The 18161-nt window shown below is 29.4% G+C and carries 17 protein-coding genes; 2 read left to right on the forward strand and 15 right to left on the reverse strand.

What is annotated here, in order from left to right; all coding sequences use genetic code 11:
• Positions 1-154 precede the first annotated feature (154 nt).
• From H0I29_RS14670 to H0I29_RS14690, 5 genes are all read right to left on the reverse strand, one after another.
• Entirely contained in the window at positions 155-457 is a 303-nt protein-coding gene (locus H0I29_RS14670) for a hypothetical protein (protein WP_218753000.1), read from the reverse strand.
• 36 nt (positions 458-493) lie between these two features.
• A complete protein-coding gene (locus H0I29_RS14675) occupies positions 494-883 on the reverse strand; it encodes a hypothetical protein (RefSeq protein ID WP_218753001.1) in 390 nt (129 codons plus the stop codon).
• A 668-nt stretch (positions 884-1551) separates the two neighbouring features.
• Positions 1552-2073 carry an OmpH family outer membrane protein gene (locus H0I29_RS14680; protein ID WP_218753002.1) on the reverse strand — a complete coding sequence of 174 codons (522 nt, stop codon included), beginning with the start codon at positions 2071-2073 and terminating at the stop codon, positions 1552-1554.
• A 56-nt stretch (positions 2074-2129) separates the two neighbouring features.
• Positions 2130-3053, reverse strand: coding sequence for a tRNA (adenosine(37)-N6)-dimethylallyltransferase MiaA (gene miaA, locus H0I29_RS14685; RefSeq protein WP_218753003.1), 924 nt, complete (start codon positions 3051-3053; stop codon positions 2130-2132).
• Positions 3054-3881 carry an ion transporter gene (locus H0I29_RS14690; RefSeq protein ID WP_218753004.1) on the reverse strand — a complete coding sequence of 276 codons (828 nt, stop codon included), beginning with the start codon at positions 3879-3881 and terminating at the stop codon, positions 3054-3056.
• A gap of 421 nt (positions 3882-4302) precedes the next feature.
• On the opposite strand from H0I29_RS14690, the gene H0I29_RS14695 reads away from it, so the two are divergent.
• Complete coding sequence (locus H0I29_RS14695; RefSeq protein WP_218753005.1) at positions 4303-6534, forward strand: TonB-dependent receptor; 2232 nt, start codon at positions 4303-4305, stop codon at positions 6532-6534.
• 164 nt (positions 6535-6698) lie between these two features.
• Here the strand turns inward: H0I29_RS14695 and H0I29_RS14700 are convergent, their stop codons facing one another.
• On the reverse strand, positions 6699-7505 hold the full coding sequence (locus H0I29_RS14700; RefSeq protein WP_218753007.1) for an alpha/beta hydrolase: 807 nt from the start codon (positions 7503-7505) through the stop codon (positions 6699-6701).
• A 333-nt stretch (positions 7506-7838) separates the two neighbouring features.
• Here H0I29_RS14700 and H0I29_RS14705 point away from each other — a divergent pair, with 333 nt between their 5' ends.
• Positions 7839-8198 carry a dihydroorotase gene (locus H0I29_RS14705; protein ID WP_218753008.1) on the forward strand — a complete coding sequence of 120 codons (360 nt, stop codon included), beginning with the start codon at positions 7839-7841 and terminating at the stop codon, positions 8196-8198.
• A gap of 307 nt (positions 8199-8505) precedes the next feature.
• On the opposite strand, the gene H0I29_RS14710 is transcribed toward H0I29_RS14705, so the two are convergent.
• The 9 genes from H0I29_RS14710 to H0I29_RS14750 all read right to left on the reverse strand — a co-directional run bounded on the left by H0I29_RS14710 (position 8506) and on the right by H0I29_RS14750 (position 18161).
• Positions 8506-9246, reverse strand: a complete 741-nt coding sequence (locus H0I29_RS14710; protein WP_218753009.1) for a YoaK family protein — start codon at positions 9244-9246, stop codon at positions 8506-8508.
• Positions 9247-9554: 308 nt separating this feature from the next.
• Positions 9555-10337 carry an anti-sigma factor gene (locus tag H0I29_RS14715; protein ID WP_218753010.1) on the reverse strand — a complete coding sequence of 261 codons (783 nt, stop codon included), beginning with the start codon at positions 10335-10337 and terminating at the stop codon, positions 9555-9557.
• A gap of 3 nt (positions 10338-10340) precedes the next feature.
• Positions 10341-10871 (reverse strand): RNA polymerase sigma factor, encoded by a 531-nt coding sequence (locus H0I29_RS14720; protein WP_218733627.1) that lies wholly within the window; start codon positions 10869-10871, stop codon positions 10341-10343.
• Positions 10872-11011: 140 nt separating this feature from the next.
• Positions 11012-12886: a transglutaminase domain-containing protein gene (locus H0I29_RS14725; protein WP_254712637.1), complete on the reverse strand. Its 1875-nt coding sequence runs from the start codon at positions 12884-12886 to the stop codon at positions 11012-11014.
• Between the two features lie 72 nt (positions 12887-12958).
• Positions 12959-14038 (reverse strand): exonuclease domain-containing protein, encoded by a 1080-nt coding sequence (locus tag H0I29_RS14730; protein ID WP_218753012.1) that lies wholly within the window; start codon positions 14036-14038, stop codon positions 12959-12961.
• A 23-nt stretch (positions 14039-14061) separates the two neighbouring features.
• Positions 14062-14721, reverse strand: a complete 660-nt coding sequence (locus H0I29_RS14735; protein ID WP_218753013.1) for a YggS family pyridoxal phosphate-dependent enzyme — start codon at positions 14719-14721, stop codon at positions 14062-14064.
• A gap of 161 nt (positions 14722-14882) precedes the next feature.
• Complete coding sequence (locus H0I29_RS14740) at positions 14883-15836, reverse strand: D-2-hydroxyacid dehydrogenase (protein WP_218755245.1); 954 nt, start codon at positions 15834-15836, stop codon at positions 14883-14885.
• Positions 15837-15923: 87 nt separating this feature from the next.
• On the reverse strand, positions 15924-16991 hold the full coding sequence (serC, locus tag H0I29_RS14745; RefSeq protein ID WP_218733637.1) for a 3-phosphoserine/phosphohydroxythreonine transaminase: 1068 nt from the start codon (positions 16989-16991) through the stop codon (positions 15924-15926).
• A gap of 108 nt (positions 16992-17099) precedes the next feature.
• On the reverse strand, positions 17100-18161 hold the full coding sequence (locus tag H0I29_RS14750; protein WP_218753014.1) for an acyl-CoA reductase: 1062 nt from the start codon (positions 18159-18161) through the stop codon (positions 17100-17102).

Consider the following 18161-nt stretch of genomic DNA (forward strand, 5'->3'; position numbering starts at 1 on the left):
TGTTCAAATGTTGGGTAACGTGTTTGTATATGGTTTGTTGCGTGGTTTAAGCAACTAATTTAGTAAATAATTACGGACAAAGAAAGTCCGCGAGGACTTTCGTAAGTAGGCAAGAAGCCAGCAATAAATTATATACGGTGTTGGCAAATCGTTTTTATTCTTCTTCATCGACTAATGGATAACTGAAAATAGCAATTACTTCATTATCTATTTCGGCTTGGTCAAAATATTTCGAGTGAGAATCGTCCGTATCATTTGCATAAAACTCACGAGTAATAAATTCCACATTATCCAATGAAGTTACTATCCAGCCAGATTCGTCAATCATTTCCTCCGCAATCATTTTCGCTTTTTCAATGTCCGAATAATTTATCCAGCAATTTATATAGGCTCCAGCATCGTCGGATGGATTTATTGGTTCGGTTTTAGGTTTAGCTGTGTATTGAATATAAATCATCTGTTTCAAAAATTCACTTTATTGGTAAATCGTTTTTTATTCAAATTTTCGATAATCGTTTTTTATTTTATTATTCAGTTTAATCCATCCAGGATTATTCTTAATTTCTATTATTTCCACTTTAATTTCAGATTCAAATTTCGGGGGGATTTTTGGTTTTTGCGTTGAGTAGATTTTCAGCGTATCATTTTCCGTTTTGTATATTATTCCACCAAATCCGTGAAAAATATATTCAGATATTGAGTCAGGTTGAAATTCCATTTCTCTTTTTGTTGAAATCACAGAAACTTTATGGTCAGAGGTTAATCCCCAATTTTTACTTTTCAGATACAGAGAGCTTTTTTTATTCGGAAAGTAAATTTGTTCCCTTTCAAATACTGGTTTTCCAATTTCGTCCCAACTTGCAAATTCACGTTCTACTTTCATTCCGAACCAAAAGGAAAGTATAATTAGTAAAATCGAAATTATTATTAAATGTCTTTTTTTCAATTCGGATTTCGGTTTTTCTTAAATGTTTGCCAACTTGTTTATATACTTACTTTAACTCATCATATCTTCCTTTATTAGGGAAATATGCTCAATTATTTAAGTTTTTTGTTTGAAATTCTTTCATAGCAAATAAGGGAAGAATTTTTCATGATAAAAGTACAATTTATATGGTGTTTATATAGATTAACTTATTAACAGTAATTTGTTAATTATCAACCTTAAAAAGACTTTATTTTTGTCATTTCGGTTTTAAGAGAAGTCGCATAACAGTATTACCAAAAACCAGAGTAACTCTATGGGACTCCTCTCGAAAAGTGCTCTAATTGTGAGGGTTTGTATCATTAAAACCAAAAAAGATACATGAGAGTATAAACGGTGTAGTGCCCCTTTGTATTTAATCAAAATAGTCCACGAATTAGATGACTTCTATAATTTCGACCTTTTAGAGAAATCACTTATAGGAACATCATTTATAAAATTTAACTAATGAGATTTCACGTAAAGCTATCTTAAGTTTAATAGAGTCATAGAAATATTTATTTCTTTTAACAAAAAAAGCCTCACATTTCTGTGAGGCTTTATAGTAAATATTTTGAGAGAAAAATTTATTTCCCTTCTGCAACAGGAATTGCAATTCCTAAGTTTTTTAAGACTAATTCTGTAATATCAAATTTAGTATCAATGTAAGCAAATTCGTTACCAGTCATGGTTAAAATTTGAGTGTACCCTTCAGCTTTAGCTACAGTAGCAATAGCATTACTTAATTTTTTATATAAAGGTCTCATTAATTCGTCTTGCTTTAATTGCATTAATTGGTTTCCGTTTTGCTGGTATTTTTTAATATCAGCTTCCATTTCTGCTAATTCTTTGTATTCAGCTTGTTTTGCTAATTCTCCAAGCGTTTTTTCATTCTTTCTAAAAGCTTCTATTTTAGCTTTATAAGTTTCTACTTTTATGGTAAAAGAAGAATCTAATTTTGCTCCGTAATTTTGAGATCTTTCTGATACAATTTTTGTTTCAGGCATTAGGTTAATAATATATTCACTATCTACTGTACCGACTTTAGATTGTGCAATAGAAATAGAACTAATTAAAGCAAAGGCAATACATATAATTTTTGATTTCATGTTATTTTGATTTTTTGTGCAACAAAGATATAAAAGCGAATGAATTACAAAAGTTTTTACGGTTTTGATATGTTAATTTTATCAGAAATTTTAGTAATAATAGTGTTTATGTCAGTTTGATAATCAAACCACAAGGTTGTTTCATCTCTTTTAAACCAAGTGCCTTGTCTTTTTGCAAACCTACGGGTATTTTTCTTAACTTCTGAAATGGCAAATTCTTTGGTAAAATTACCATCAAAATAAGAGAACAATTCTCTATAGCCAACCGTTTGTAATGCGTTTAGACTTTTATGCGGATATAAGTTTTTAGCTTCTTCTAACAAGCCGTTTTCTATCATGATATCTACGCGCATATTAATACGATTATAAATAATTTCTCTGTCTGCGTCTAAACCTATTTTAATGGAAGTAAAATTTCTAGGTGCTTTGGGCTTGTTTTTAAAAGTGGAGTAGGGAATGCCAGAACCAATACAAACCTCTAAGGCTCTCATCACCCGTTTAGGGTTTTGTAATTCAATTACATTGTAAGTTTCTGGGTCTAATTCTTTTAATTGTTCTTGCAATACTGCTACACCTTCTTTTTCTAATTTAAGGGTTAAGGCTTCTCTTATTTTAGGATCTACTTCAGGGAAATAATCCAATCCTTTTAAAACGGCATCTACATACAAACCAGAACCACCAACCATAATCTGAATTGAATTTTCTTTAAAAAGGTCGTTTAATTTTGCAAGGGCATCTCTTTCAAAAGAGCCTACATTATAATCTTCAAAAATACTTCTGTTTTGTATAAAATGATGTTCTGCAGCTGCCAATTCATCTGCATCTGGTACTGCTGTACCAATGGTCATTTCTTTATAAAACTGTCTAGAATCGCAAGAAATTATAGCGCTTTTAAAATGATTTGCTAATTGAATGCTTAAGGCTGTTTTACCAATTGCAGTAGGACCAACAATGGTAATTAAATAATTATTAGAAGTCATTTAGTTTAATTTACTACCACAGTTATAACAAAATTGAGCACCATCTTTATGGTTTTCTTTTGAGCAATTTGGGCAAGCTTGTGTATTTGTATCTACGCTATTATTTGCGCTTTTTGTCATTTCTGCTGTAACAATTCCTGTAGGAATGGCTATAATACCGTATCCTAATATCATAATAATACTTGCAAGAAACTGACCAAAAGGTGTGTGTGGAGCAATGTCTCCATAACCTACAGTTGTTAAGGTAACTATTGCCCAATAAACACTTGTGGGTATGCTTGTAAATCCGTTTTCGGGACCTTCTATCATGTACATAATTGTACCTAAAATAACACATAGTATCACTACAAAATATAAGAAGACCGAAATTTTGGTTCTACTCATTTTTAAAGCGATTAATAATCTATTAGAAGCACCAACATATCTCGCTAGTTTTAATATTCTAAATACTCTTAACAGTCGTAAAGCTCTTAAAGCCGCTAAATGATGAGAGCCCACTAAAAATAATGAAAGGTATTTTGGAATGGTAGAAAGTAGGTCTATAATACCATAGAAACTAAAGATATACTTAAAAGGTTTATTTATGGAGATAATTCTTAATATATATTCAATTGAAAAAAGGATGGTAATAACCCACTCAGCTATGTTTAAAAAAGTGTGATACCTTGTGTCGAAGCTTTCAATACTTTCTAGCATCACTAATAAAATACTAGCAAGAATGGCTATTAATAAGACAACATCAAATAATTTACCAGCTTTTGTGTCGGCTTCATAAATAATTTCATGAATACGGTGTTTCCAAGAAGTGTTTTTATCGTTATTCTTCAAATTTTATATAAATTTCTTTTACAATACTACTCTTATTTTAATAATGTAGTATTTTTTCAACTGTTTTCTCTCTGTTTACAAAGGATTTCAAAAATAATTAAAATAAAACATCTTTTGTTAAAAGCATGACAATCTTTTCGTCTTATATATTTAGAAACTTCTTTGGAGATTTCAAAATTTACAAGCAACATCTATCTAAGGGAGTGGAATTATACCAATTTGGCTGATTATAATGGACATGCAAGTAGCATTAAAGATTCTTAGAATGTCTATTTATGTGCACTTGCCTTAAATGAAAATGAATGGATTTTTTTAAGAAGTCAAAAAATTAAAAACTGAATTAATAAGTGCTATATAAGAGTTAGGTCCTTTAACAGAAATTAACATAAAAAATATATAAATTCGCGAAAATTTTAAAAATATGAAGAACAAATTACTACTATTTTTTGTGATAACAGGCTGTTTACATTCTTACGGTCAGCAGTTAAAAGGGATTGTTTTAAATCCGCTAAATGAACCTTTAGAAAACGTTTATATTATCAACCAAGATTCTAATTTACATACACATACAAATGAATCTGGAAGTTTTATTCTTGAAAAAACAACTGTAAATAATATATTACAGATAAGTATTTTAGGTTTTGGTACAAAGACATTAAAAGTAACTGAACAAGATTTAAAAAACGGAATTACCATAAACCTAGAAACAAAAATTTTTCAATTAGAAGAATTGGTATTGCGTAAAGAAATAAATGCGTTACAAACCTTAACAAATATAGATGTACAAGTAAATCCAGTAAATAATTCTCAAGAAATTTTAAGAAAAGTTCCTGGTTTATTTATAGGTCAGCATGCTGGAGGAGGAAAAGCAGAACAAATATTTTTAAGAGGTTTTGATATAGATCACGGAACAGATATTGCGCTTTCTATAGACGGCATGCCAATAAACATGGTTTCTCATGCACACGGACAAGGATATTCTGATTTACATTTTGTAATACCAGAAACCATACAAAAAATAGATTTTGGAAAAGGACCTTATTATGCAAATCAAGGAGATTTTAATACTGCTGGTTATGTAAATTTTGATACAAAAACAGCTATTGATAAAAGTATGATATCTGTTGGTTATGGAGATTTTAACTCTTTAAGAACCGTTGGTATGTTTAATTTATTAGAAAACTCTAAAAACAACGATGCGTATGTTGCTGTAGAATATATAGAGTTTGATGGTGCTTATGAATCTCCGCAAAACTTTAATAGATTGAATCTTTTTGCAAAATACAATACGTTTTTAAACGGAAGAGATAAGTTAACACTAACAGCTTCTCACTTTACAAGTTCTTGGGATGCTTCTGGTCAAGTACCCGTTAGAGCTGTAGAAAGCGGCTTGATTAATCGTTTTGGTTCTATTGATGATACAGAAGGTGGTTCTACTTCTAGATCTAATTTAAATGCGCAATTACAAAAGACATTAGATAATGGTGCTATTTTAGAAGCAAACACATTTTATTCTAAATACGATTTTGAACTGTATTCTAACTTTACTTTCTTTTTAGAGGATGCTGTAAACGGAGATCAAATTAAACAATTTGAGGATAGAAGTATCTACGGAATGAATGCCAAGATCATTAGTACTAAAGAGTATGGAAATGTAGAGGTTAAGTTTACAAAAGGGATTGGTTTGCGTTACGATTTAATTTCTGATAACGAATTATCACACACAAAAAACAGAAGCGAATTGTTAAATAACATTCAATTAGGAGATGTAAAACAAAGCAATTTATATGCGTTTTTTAACTCAGAATTTGAGATTGGAAAATTTAAAATAGCACCTTCTGTTCGTTTAGATTATTTTAAGTTTTTATACAATGATGCTTTAAGTACAACGTATGAAACATTGAGTAAAACAAAAGCAATTGTAAATCCTAAATTGAACTTTTTATACACGCAGAATGATAATTTACAATGGTTTTTAAAATCAGGAATTGGTTTTCATTCTAACGATGCAAGAGTTGTTTTACAAGAAAATGCAGATAAAGTTTTGCCAAGAGCATACGGAGCAGACCTAGGAAATATCTGGAAACCTACTAAAAATTTAGTGGTAAATACGGCTGCTTGGTATTTGTTTTCTGAAGAAGAATTTGTGTATGTTGGTGATGCTGGTATTGTTGAACCATCTGGAGAATCTGAGCGTTTTGGATTGGATGTAGGAATCCGTTACCAATTAACAGATTATATTTATTTTGATACAGATGCAACAGTTACACATGCAAGAAGTTTAGAAGCAGAAGACGGAGAAGATTACATTCCGTTAGCACCAAGTTTTACAATGGCAGGTGGTTTGTCTTTTACTAATTTAGGGAAGTTTTCTGGTGGATTGCGTTACCGTTATTTAGCCGATAGAGCAGCAAATGAGGATAACACTATTACTGCAGAAGGATATGTAGTAAGTGATTTTAACATTAATTATAAAGTGAATCAAGATGTTACTTTTGGTGTTGCTTTAGAAAATATTTTTGATGTTGAGTGGAATGAAACTCAGTTTGCAACAGAAAGCAGGTTAAAAAATGAAACAGATGCTGTAGAAGAAATTCATTTTACACCAGGAACACCGTTTTTTGCCAAAGCAACCATAACGTACACGTTTTAATTGAAAGAAATTTATAAAGGTTTTTTCTTGTATTTATAAGAGAAACTAGTATTTCCGCGAAAGCGAAAATTAATAAGTTAATTTTTAGTTTGATGAAATGTCTATTACAGCAATGTAATAGACATTTTTTGTTGTTTGTAATAAATACTAATTACGTTGTTTAATTAGTTATTTAACGCCCAGATTAATGCTTTTTCTTTGGTAGCTCTAAAAATGGTGTTGTGTTGCTCGTTTGGTTCGTCTGAATATTTCCAAATTAAGTTCTTATCAGATTGTTCTAATTTGTTGTTTAATGTTTTGGTGTGTTTAGAAATATCAACAGCATCAGAACCAGCAAACCATAGTTTTTTTTGGTTATTATAATTGTCTTTAGATAAGTTCTCAAAATTATTCACCAAGTAGCTTTCATTAAACCATAAAGAAGGATCTATTGCTATATAGGCATCAAACATGTTGTTGTCTAAAAGGAAGGTTTCTACCACAAATAATCCTGCTAAAGATTCACCAATAATAGCCTTTTTAGTAGCTGTTCTATATTTTTTATCAATTGCTGTAAATAATTCATTTTTAATAAAATTTCTAAAGTTGTTTGCACCACCAGCATTTGGTATATAACTTAAATCATATTCAATATTTGTGGGGCCACATAAATCTCTTCCACGTTTGGTGTTTTCTATTCCTACTAAAATATAAGGAGGTATTTTGTTTGCTTTAATTAATTTAGCTAATGTATTTGCTACATGCGGAAAATCTTCTTTAATTCCGCCGTCAGGCATATACAAAACAGGTAAGCTATCTAATGTTTGGTTGTAATTTGGTGGCGTCCAAATATTAATGATTCGGTCTTCATTTACAAATTTAGAAGCAATCGTTAAACTATCATGTTTAGGAACTGTATCATTGTAAACAATACCTTTTTTACATCCGATTGTAATCGTTACAAGTAAAAAGTAGAAGATTATATTTCTCATTTATAGGATTTTTTTATGGGGTGAAGGTGTTTTTAGGTGTAAAACGATTCTTTAGCTAATATAGTTTTTTTTATAACAAATATTGTAACAGCTATTTATCAGTGTGTTATACTATTAAAAAGTGTCATCATTTCAATAGCACTTACTTCTTAAAAATAAATTGAGAATTATGCAAATTTAATTGTTTAAAAAAAACTTAAATATTGCTAAAATCGTTTATTTTATAGGATAATTTTTAATTATTCAATAATAAAGATTTCTTATTTTATTGATATTGTAATTTTATAGATTTTCGTTATTTTTGATTTATTACTAATATTAATTTTTTTTCTTATGAAGTATAACCTATTATTCAGTTTTTTATTCGTTTTTTTATCAAGTATTATGTATTCTCAAAATTCTAATTCAGACATTAAAGTAGGAGATGTTTTTGTTGTTGGAGAGGTGAGTAATAATAATTATGAGCATATAGATTTTCCTAGAGCAAACTTTATTATAAAAAAAGGTGGGCTTGCAAATTACAAAAATGTAAAAGGAGAAAAAGTTCAAATTAAATCAATCAAAGAGAAAAAAAATGGAAATCTAGTAGCAACAATTGAGTTAGCTTCTAAAAAGAAATTTTTTAATAGTCATAAATACGTTAAAGTAAATATTAATGAAGCAATTTTACAAAAAGAGCTATTAAGAAATTAATAGTATTCTTTTTTCTTTAGTTTGGGCTTTCTATTTAGGAAGCCTTTTTTTTTGTTTAAGATTTAAAAAAAGAAGTCTAGAAGTAGGTAAATACATGCTCTTTATTTAATTCAACTTATTATATTTTTTTAGTGATTAAATTTATTATTGTCAGTTCGAGCTTAGTGGAGAACTATTAGACTATTAAATAGGTATCGACTGAGTTCAACCAGACATATCAGTTATTTTTAAACTAAATTCTATGCAGTTAATTATATTCCTTCTAAAGAATTCATTTAATAGGAGGGATGCTTTAGTTTATACGATATTAGGCTTTCTTTTTTTGATAATATTTTCGCCTCGTTTTTATAACTTTATACCTAAAATCATCAAAGAATAAGCTTGCTAATAAAAACAGTGCAGCTAGAATTAAAGTGTTTAATTTTAAATCTAATTTAGAATAGAAAAACCCACCTATTAATCCGCCTGCAAAAAAGAATAGAATAATGTAAACACGAAGTTTAATATTAGATTTCAGTAATTTTTTTTGTGGTGCCAATTTAGGAAAACATAATAAAGAAAGATCAATTCCTAAGTCTGTAAATAAACCCGTTAAATGTGTCGTTCTTACTACTGCATTAGAAATTTTTGTTACAAACGAGTTTTGTAACCCCATAGCAAAAAGTAACAAACAGGTAATAAGGTTTGCGTATTCTAATTCCATAAAATTACTAACAAGCCCTATAGAAATTAAAACAAGGCATTCAATAACTGTTGGCAATACAAATACATTTAGTTTTTTGTTCTCACTGTATCTTTCTATTAGAAAGCTAGATAAAAAAGAACCAAATAAAAACGAAAAAATATAGAGGAAGTAAATCGTTCCTTTCCAAAAATCAAAATTAGCTACGTCATATATAAACAGTGCAAAATGACCTGTAACATTTGTAGTTAATTGTTTGAAAGCTAAAAAACCACTCACATTTACAATACCTGCTACAAAAGAAAGTATGGTTGCAATTCTTAAATTATGTTTTAAAGTTCTGCTTTTACCTTGATGTCTAAACATTTGTTTTCGTTTATTCTGTACTTATAAAAGACCTGTAATATTAATACGTATTCGGATGTATTAAAAATCTATAAAGTTCAGAATTATAAAGTAGTGGGCAAAGTTAGTTTTTTTAGATGATTATACTTTTAAATGCCCTTTAATTTATTGAATAAGGTTATTTAAAAGTAGTAAAATTTATCAAGCTGTATTTCTTTTAGTTTGATAATATTATTGACTTTTAGTAGATTAGATACGGAGTAAAGTTCAGTATGAAAAAAATATTTTTAATCAATAAAATTGTAAAAAAAATGATGATTATAATAAACCTAAGAAGCTACTGCTCCTAAAGTATACAGTTGCTCTAAATTAGGAGATGCACTACCACCTGCAGGTTCTAAAGTAATACCAAATGCTTCAGATTCGTTGGCATTTTCTATGGTAAATATTTTATTTGTATCTGCCATAAAAGTGTCTATTGTACCTAAACTTGTAGGCGTTAAAGGACTTAATTTTAAAGACCAAACTTGGTATACCTTTCCTTTTGGAGGTGCTGGTAATCCTTTAGCATCTAAGTAAATACTCTTTGTTTTTTTATCCCAATATACCTTTGCATAAGATGTTGGAGATACTTTTTGACCCGCTAGAGGCACAGAAACAATGTCTTTATCTCTAAAGATATCAATTAATTTTTCTGCTTCTGCTAAGCTGTTAGAAGCTTTGTCTATTTGTTCTTCTAATTGTTGTTTTTCTGTAGCAACCTGATCTTTAAGTTGCTTGTTTTGTGTAAGTGTCCAGATAAGTACACTTCCTATTAATAAAGAAGCAGCCCAACCACTATATTGTAACCAATTTGTTTTCGGTTTTGTAATAGAGATTACTTTTGTTTCTTCAACTTTTAATTGATTTTTTATTTCTGAAAATGAATATGGAGTATCTTTTTTAGCAGCGGCTGTTAATTTTGCAATTGCTTTTTCTATGGATACAACTTCGGCCAATACTTCTGGATATTCTTTAATTTTAGCATGCACTTCCTCGTTTTCCTTTTCAGAAAGCGAGCCTGCAACATACAGTTCTAAAATTCCAGATGTTATGTATTCTTTTATATTCATTATTTAAACTCCAAGCATGGTGCGTAATTCGCCTATGCAATTTCTATTTCTTGTTTTTATGGTGCCAATTGGCATTTCTAATTCTTCAGAGGCTTCTTTTTGTGTAAACCCTTTAAAATATAATAATTCAATTACTGCTTTACATTTGTCTCCTAATTTGGTAACAAATTCTTTTAAGCCAATTGTATCAGTAGCAGTATCTAAACTATCACTGGTTTCTAATATATCTACGAAAAAATCTGAGTTATGGTTTTGTTTAGACTGTTTAAATTTTTTAGAACGTGTATAATCGATAGCTGCATTTCTTGCTATGTTTAGTATCCACGTAAAAAAACGGCCTTTTTTTGCAGAATAAGAATCTGCTTTATTCCAAGCTTTTATAAAGACATCTTGCGTTATTTCTTGTGCAACATCATCATTTTTAACAATGTTATTTACAACACCAGAAATACTATCACAATACATATTGTATAGTTTTTCATAGGCTTTAACGTCCTTTTTTTGAAATTGTAAAATTAATAGCTCTAAATCCATAAAATGTATCAGCCGCTAATCTATTAAATAAAATTGATATGCAGTCATTTTAAGATAGCAATCATAAAAATAATTTGATTGTCTCGATTACTACTCTTAATTAAAAGTTTTTTTGAATGTTTATGACAGATATAAAAAAATTAGTTCTTTTCTAAAATTATATAACCACTCTCAGAAATAATAATTTGTTTGTAAAACTCCTTTAAAGCATAATATTCTGCTACAGAAAATATTTTTTTTGAGATTTGCATTCTTGTTAAAACAGTAATTGTATTTCCTTTTTTTACTGTTTTAAGTATGAATCTACCACCTTTATTAGGTAGTGATATTGCTTTGTCTTTAGGTAAATTTACAATGGTGTAATTTTCTGGAATTGTTAAGCTTAAGTAAAAATTATTCAGTCTAGCATACCCAAAATCTACAGGGTAATTTCTTTCTTTTAATTTAAAAGGGTTTTGTTTTATTCTATTAAATAAAAACGGATTTATTCTTATTTTGTTACCTAAGACTTCATCCATTTCTAATCGGATCGTAAATTTTTCTTGTAATTTTTTATCTAAGTTTTCTAAATTGTCTCTTTCATATTCATCAACTTCTAGGTTTGGATATTTAACTTCAAAATTTTCTAAATAACCATCTTCATTGGTTAACGACATTTTTTTTCTTTGCTCTGTTGCTAAAAGACCGTTTCTTATCATCATTAAAGATCCAGTAAATATGCCTTCTTCATCTAACGTAAGACTAGAGTTTATGTTTAGGGATGATCTGTATTTTGGCTTTAAAGTAACCCAAGAGCTTTCTTCTTTAAAGTTGATTATTCTAGCTTCTCCATTTAATACTCTATACGGAACTTCGCCAAAAGGAATAAATTTGTCTGTTGCGTCTAAAAAATAAGATGTACCATCTATAACAGCTTGAACAATTACATAATTATAGTCATAAATAACTGGAAATATTTTTGTAGGAATTCCGTTTTCCCTTGTAGATAAAACGACTAAATTGGCATCTATATCCGCCGCTTTTAAACTGTTGTATAACGAAATGTTTATTTCACCAACATCACCAGATTTTTGCTGAAAAGCTTCTTTTACTTTTGCATCTTCATTGGTCCAATACTTTTCATTCCAAGTGTAATGATTCTGAATAAAAGTGTAAATTTTTTGCGCTCTATCTAAACTGTTTTCAGTTTCTAAAATAGCTTCAGAAATATTTTTTCTAAAAAAATTTTTTTTTGAGGTCTGATTATTAAAAAAACGATCTTTTAAGCTTTTATCGGCTTGTTTCCAAGTAGTCGTTAAGTTGTCTACAACACCTCTATAACTAGTAATCGATTTTATATCAAAAGAAATTTTAGAGATGTAATTTTTTTTGCTCAACATATAATCTTCTTCTTTAAAAGCAGGAATATCATTCATCCCATAAGAATATGTTGCACATCCTCCTTCACCTATACCATCAACATAGACACATTTTTTATCCATCGAAGGTTCGTCTTTATCTAATTGTAAATAGCCTGTTTTTTTTATATTATATTGATAATTCCCTAAGATAGATGCATCAAATTCACTTTTTATTTTTGGTATGTCAGATTGAAACTCCCAATCGTTAATGCTTAAGTATGGAGATAAGACACTGTAGGTATATTCTATAACAGAGCCTTCTTTTATATTAGGTAGCGTAAAGTTTTTAACCGTCCAGGTATCTCGTTCTTTAGAAGTAAAGATATCCTTATCATCAAGATATGTGCTGCTCATAGTACCGTTTTCGGTAATATTATAAGTAACTGCACTAATGTCTTTAACTTTCTGTTTTTCGTATAAGTTAATTGTAATATCGGCTAAATTAAAAGAAGCCTTATCTAAAATCTTAATTCGATAGTAGTAATCTGTTCTAGGAATTTCATCATTATCTCTATCTGGATATCTATTTGCGTGTTCGTATAAAACAACAGCGGTTGCCGTAGAGTCTTTATCGTAAATTGTCATTTGTAATTCTTCTAGAGTGGTTTTACCCATTTTAGTAGTTTTACTTTTTTGTGCAATAATTAAAGTGGATGAGAGTAGGAGTAATAGCGTTAAAAATTTCATTTACAGTCTAATAATTTTCTGTACTTTATTTTTGTTGATGTAATTTTTGATAATATTTTTTGCTTGAATCTTGTTTTCAATAGGAGTTAATATCTTTTTTAAAATATCTATCTTACTTTCTTGATTGCTTAAGTTTGTGTAACCACAACCATATACCTCGTTCTTTTCTATTAAAATTACGGCATTTTCTTCTACTTCTCTCCCTTTTTCAATGATAATAAAATCTTCATTATTAAAATCTTGAGTAATAAATTTCGGATTCTTTTTAAAATTAAATTTAGGAGTTAAAGCATCTAATTCGATAGCATATTTTAAACGGGTAAAAAGTTCATTTCCTGTTTTGTCAAAAGAAATAGATTGTGCTCTTTCCTGAATTTTAACTGCTCTTTTGGTTACTTTTAGAAATAGGTTATTTACTTCCGATTTAATATTCTTGCCTTTTCCAATAAATACAACTCTACCTTCTTTATCATGAATGTAAAAAACTCCTTGTACAGTTGGTATTTCCTCTATTAAACTTCTTAATTTTTGCTTTTGATGTCTTCTGTCAAAATACTTTATAGAACTTTGTATAATACTTTTATTCGTGTCTTTTTCTAATAGTAATTTAAACAATTGCACGGTTGCCAAAGCATCTCCAGAAGCTCTATGTCTGTCTGTAATTGGTATTCCTAAAGATTTGGTAAGTTTCCCTAAGCTGTAAGAAGGTTGGTCTAAAATTAATTTCTGACTTAATTCTACAGTACACAATGTATTTCTATTAAAGTCGTACCCTAATCGATCAAATTCGGTACTTAAAATTCTGTAATCGAAAGTGGTATTATGAGCAACTAAAATACAATCTGATGTAATTTCTATAATACGTTTGGCAACTTCATAGAATTTAGGCGCATTTTTAAGCATCTTATTATTAATGCCCGTAAGTTTTACCACAAATTCTTGAATGGGTTTTTCCGGATTTACTAAGCTAATGAATTGGTCTACTGTTGTGTGGCCGTCAAATTTATATATAGCAATTTCTGTGATGCCTTCTTCATTAAATTTTCCTCCTGTGGTTTCAATATCTAAAATTGCGTACAAAGTCTTTTTCTTTTACGATAAAATTAAGCATTATAATTTCTTTGACCAAATATAGAACTACCAACTCTTACCATATTACTTCCATTTTCTATAGCAAGCATATAATCTCCACTCATTCCCATTGATAAAGTTTTTAGTGATAGTTTTTGAGTTTTAAGTTCGTTAAAAAAGGTATTTAGTGATGAAAATTCTTCTTCTAACTGTTTCTTATTGTCTGTAAATGTGGCCATTCCCATAAAACCGGTAATTTTTATGTTCTTTAATTCTGCGAATGCTTCTGATGCTAAAATTTCATTTATTTCATCAAAAGACAAACCAAATTTGGTGTCTTCTTTGGCTATTTTTACTTGTAATAAACAGTTGATAACTTTATCATGTTTTTTTGCTTGCTTGTTGATTTCCTTTAAAGTAGAGAATTTATCAACTCCATGAATCAAATCTACAAAATGTGCCATGTACTTTACCTTATTACTTTGTAAATGACCAATCATATGCCATTGAATGTCTTTTGGTAAAGCATCATATTTATCCACCATTTCCTGAATTTTATTCTCACCAAAAATACGCTGACCAGCAGCATACGCTTCTTGCAAATCTTCTAAAGGTTTGGTTTTAGAAACAGCAACTAGGGTTACATTTTCTGGAAGTGATTGTTTTATTTCTAATAGATTTTCTTTAATCATGTTTTCTTTTTTTGTTATTTAGACGAAGATTCTAAATATTATGTATGGATGAAACTTCACAATCACATAAAAAATAATTTCGAAATGACAGTTGTTGTTATAAACTAACTGTCATTTCGAATGAAATTATTTTTTTAAGAATCTTGTATTAATAATTTTTTCTAATTCTTTAACAAAGCAATAATCTGATTTGCTAATTCAACTCCAATTCTATCTTGTGCTTCTTTGGTTGCAGCTCCAATATGCGGAGTTAAAGAAATTTCTGGATTCATTAATAATTGTACTGCTGGAGTAGGTTCTGTTTCAAAAACATCTAAACCTGCAAATTGTACTTTACCGCTTTCTATAGCTTTTACTAAATCTACTTCGTGTAAAATACCACCTCTAGAGGTATTTATTATACCTACACCGTCTTTCATTTTTTCAAATTCTGATGCCGTAATAATATAATCTTCTTGATCTGGCGTATGTAAAGTAATAAAATCCGATTCTTTTAAAAGTTCTTCTTTATCTACAGTTTCAATAATAAAGGTAGTTTTTTGTCCGTTAAAAAACTCTAAAGTAATTGGTGCACTTGTAACTTCATCATCAGTTGCTAAAACATTCATTCCAACACCAATAGCAATTTTTGCCACTTCTTGACCAATGCGTCCAAAACCGATAATACCAATTGTTTTTCCTCTTAATTCAATTCCCTCAGAGTAGGCTTTTTTCAATTCTTTAAAACGAGAATCTCCTTCTAAAGGCATTTCTCTATTTGAAGAATGTAAAAAACGAGCCATCCCAAAAAGGTGTGCAAAAACTAATTCTGCCACAGAGCCAGATGAAGCTTTTGGTGTGTTAATTACATGCAAACCGTTGTCTTCTGCATATTCTACATCTATATTATCTAAGCCAACACCACCACGTCCAATTAATTTTAAACTTGGGCAAGCTTCCATTAATTCTTGTCTTACTTGTGTTGCACTTCTTACTAAAATTACATCAACATTGTTTTCATTGATATAACTTTCTAACTGATTTTGTGCTACTTTTATGTCTAGTACTTCAAATCCTCCTTTTTCTAAAGCATCTATTCCGCTTTTAGAAATTCCATCGTTTGCTAATATTTTCATTCTAACTATTGGGGTCATTCTTAATGTTGAAATGTGGCTATCTTAACGTAAGATTCCTTCATTTCAATCGGAATGACGATTTTTATTTTATTTTTGAATTCTTTCTAACTCTTGCATCGCATCAACCAAAACTTGTACGCTATATAAAGGTAAGGCGTTGTACATACTTGCTCTATAACCACCAACACTTCTGTGTCCATTTATTCCGCTAATTCCTGCTTCTTTACACATGGTATCAAATTTCTCCTTTAAAGAATCATCTGTTAAAGTAAAAGTAGCATTCATTGTACTTCTGTCTTCTTTGGCTACAATTCCTTTAAACAACGGGTTTCTATCAATTTCAGAGTATAAAAGGGCTGCTTTTTTATTATTTACTTCTTCAATAAATTCAATTCCGCCTAAATCTTTTAACCATTGTAAGGTTAACATAGAAACATAGATTGCAAATACAGAAGGTGTATTAAACATACTATCTTTATCAATATGAATTTGATAGTTTAACATAGAAGGAATATGTCTTTCTACTTTACCTAAAATTTCTTCTTTAATAATGACTAAAGTTGCACCAGCTGGCCCCATATTTTTCTGAGCACCTGCATAAATAAGATCGAATTTTTCGAAATCTAACTGACGAGAAAAAATGTCTGAACTCATATCACAAACCAAAGGAATATTGGTTTCCGGAAAATCTTTCATCTGCGTACCAGCAACGGTATTGTTACTTGTACAGTGAAAATAATCTGCATCTTCTGGTATTGTATATCCTTTAGGAATATAGTTGTAACCTTTGTCTTTAGAAGAACCAACTTCTACAACTTCTCCAAAAGCTTTTGCTTCTTTAATTGCTTTATCTGCCCAAGTACCCGTATTTAAATACGCTGCTTTTTTATCTAACAAATTGTAAGCAACCATTAAAAACTCTAAACTTGCACCACCTTGTAAAAACAAAGCTTTGTAACCTTTATTTTCTAATCCTAACAATTCTAAAGCTAAAGAACGTGCTTTTTCTATTACTTCTACAAAAGGTTTACTTCTGTGAGAAATTTCTATTAATGATAAATTATCATCATTAAAATTTAAGATTGCTTCTGAAGCTTTTTGCAATACTTCTTGTGGTAAAATACAAGGACCTGCACTGAAATTATGTTTTTTCATACTCTTAAGTTCAATATTTAATGTTTTAGATTCAAAGTTGTAACACTTTGCGAACTTTGCGAAAAACTGAGCGTCTTCGCGGTTAATTTTAAAATCCCTCTGCTAGGGTTAAATAGTTGATAAAAAATCTAATGTATTTACACCATCTGCGTAATCTGTTAATTCAGGATGTTGTGTTTGCCCAAAAGCGATTTCATTTTCTATAAAGTCTTTGGCAACAATACATTGAATTTTATCTTTATCTTGATGTAATTTTATTTTTAAATCTGTTTCATTGTCGTAATATTCATAGAAAATAGTAGCAATAGGAGAGGCATAGCTTTCGTCTTCTTTAATCATTAGAAAACCGTTTTCTAATAAATCAAACAAGCTCATTAAATACACCGCTTTGTTATAATCATAATTATTCGCATATTTTGCGTTTTCAATCATGTCTTTTTTAGCATACATTCCTGTAAAAAAAGCATCAAAATTATAGCCTTTAGGTACATATAATTTAGAAACAGATCTGCAACCTAAACCAAAGTATTGAAAAACATCATCCGATAATTTAATAAAATCTTCTTCGGTTTCTTTTCCGGTGATAACTGCCACGGAATTTCTGCTTTTTCTAATAATATTTGGTTTATTCTTGAAATAATATTCAAAATAACGCGCAGTATTATCGCTTCCGGTAGCGATAACAGCATCAAAATCGGTTAGTTTTTCTTCCGTAAAAGTAATTTTTCCCTTAAAAGTAGGTTCTACATACTCTAAATACTTCGCTAAAAAAGGTAATAAGTGTTTATCACTAGAAGATTGCTTAACCAATACTGAATGCCCAGATATTAATACCGATAAAAAATCATGAAATCCTACCAAAGGTATGTTTCCAGCCATTACAATCGCCACTTTTTTTGATGGTTTAATAGTTGAATCTAAACTTTTGGTAAATGTATTTAAGTTATTTTCTGTTAGTGATTTATGTAGGCTATTTAAGGAGAATAAAACATTGTCTTTTGTAAACCAAGAGTTCTTTTCTTGTGCTAGTTTTATTTGATGTAAAAAGCCATCAAAAAAGATTTCATTATGTTCAATATTATCGATTTTTTTTATTTTATCAATAGAAAACTGACCTAAAAAGGCGCCTAATTTTGCGAAAGCAATAATTCTGTTTTGAATACTATCCAT

This window comes from Polaribacter sp. R2A056_3_33 (assembly GCF_019278485.1).
Lineage (GTDB): Bacteria > Bacteroidota > Bacteroidia > Flavobacteriales > Flavobacteriaceae > Polaribacter.

Excerpts from the sequence above, each read along its gene's own strand:
- H0I29_RS14670 (WP_218753000.1), bottom strand. The coding sequence starts at position 457 with ATGATTTATATTCAATACACAGCTAAACCTAAAACCGAACCAATAAAT.
- H0I29_RS14675 (WP_218753001.1), bottom strand. The coding sequence starts at position 883 with ATGAAAGTAGAACGTGAATTTGCAAGTTGGGACGAAATTGGAAAACCA.
- H0I29_RS14680 (WP_218753002.1), bottom strand. The coding sequence starts at position 2,073 with ATGAAATCAAAAATTATATGTATTGCCTTTGCTTTAATTAGTTCTATT.
- miaA (WP_218753003.1), bottom strand. The coding sequence starts at position 3,053 with ATGACTTCTAATAATTATTTAATTACCATTGTTGGTCCTACTGCAATT.
- H0I29_RS14695 (WP_218753005.1), top strand. The coding sequence starts at position 4,303 with ATGAAGAACAAATTACTACTATTTTTTGTGATAACAGGCTGTTTACAT.
- H0I29_RS14700 (WP_218753007.1), bottom strand. The coding sequence starts at position 7,505 with ATGAGAAATATAATCTTCTACTTTTTACTTGTAACGATTACAATCGGA.
- H0I29_RS14705 (WP_218753008.1), top strand. The coding sequence starts at position 7,839 with ATGAAGTATAACCTATTATTCAGTTTTTTATTCGTTTTTTTATCAAGT.
- H0I29_RS14710 (WP_218753009.1), bottom strand. The coding sequence starts at position 9,246 with ATGTTTAGACATCAAGGTAAAAGCAGAACTTTAAAACATAATTTAAGA.
- H0I29_RS14715 (WP_218753010.1), bottom strand. The coding sequence starts at position 10,337 with ATGAATATAAAAGAATACATAACATCTGGAATTTTAGAACTGTATGTT.
- H0I29_RS14720 (WP_218733627.1), bottom strand. The coding sequence starts at position 10,871 with ATGGATTTAGAGCTATTAATTTTACAATTTCAAAAAAAGGACGTTAAA.
- H0I29_RS14725 (WP_254712637.1), bottom strand. The coding sequence starts at position 12,886 with ATGGGTAAAACCACTCTAGAAGAATTACAAATGACAATTTACGATAAA.
- H0I29_RS14735 (WP_218753013.1), bottom strand. The coding sequence starts at position 14,721 with ATGATTAAAGAAAATCTATTAGAAATAAAACAATCACTTCCAGAAAAT.
- H0I29_RS14740 (WP_218755245.1), bottom strand. The coding sequence starts at position 15,836 with ATGAAAATATTAGCAAACGATGGAATTTCTAAAAGCGGAATAGATGCT.
- serC (WP_218733637.1), bottom strand. The coding sequence starts at position 16,991 with ATGAAAAAACATAATTTCAGTGCAGGTCCTTGTATTTTACCACAAGAA.
- H0I29_RS14750 (WP_218753014.1), bottom strand. The coding sequence starts at position 18,161 with ATGGATAGTATTCAAAACAGAATTATTGCTTTCGCAAAATTAGGCGCC.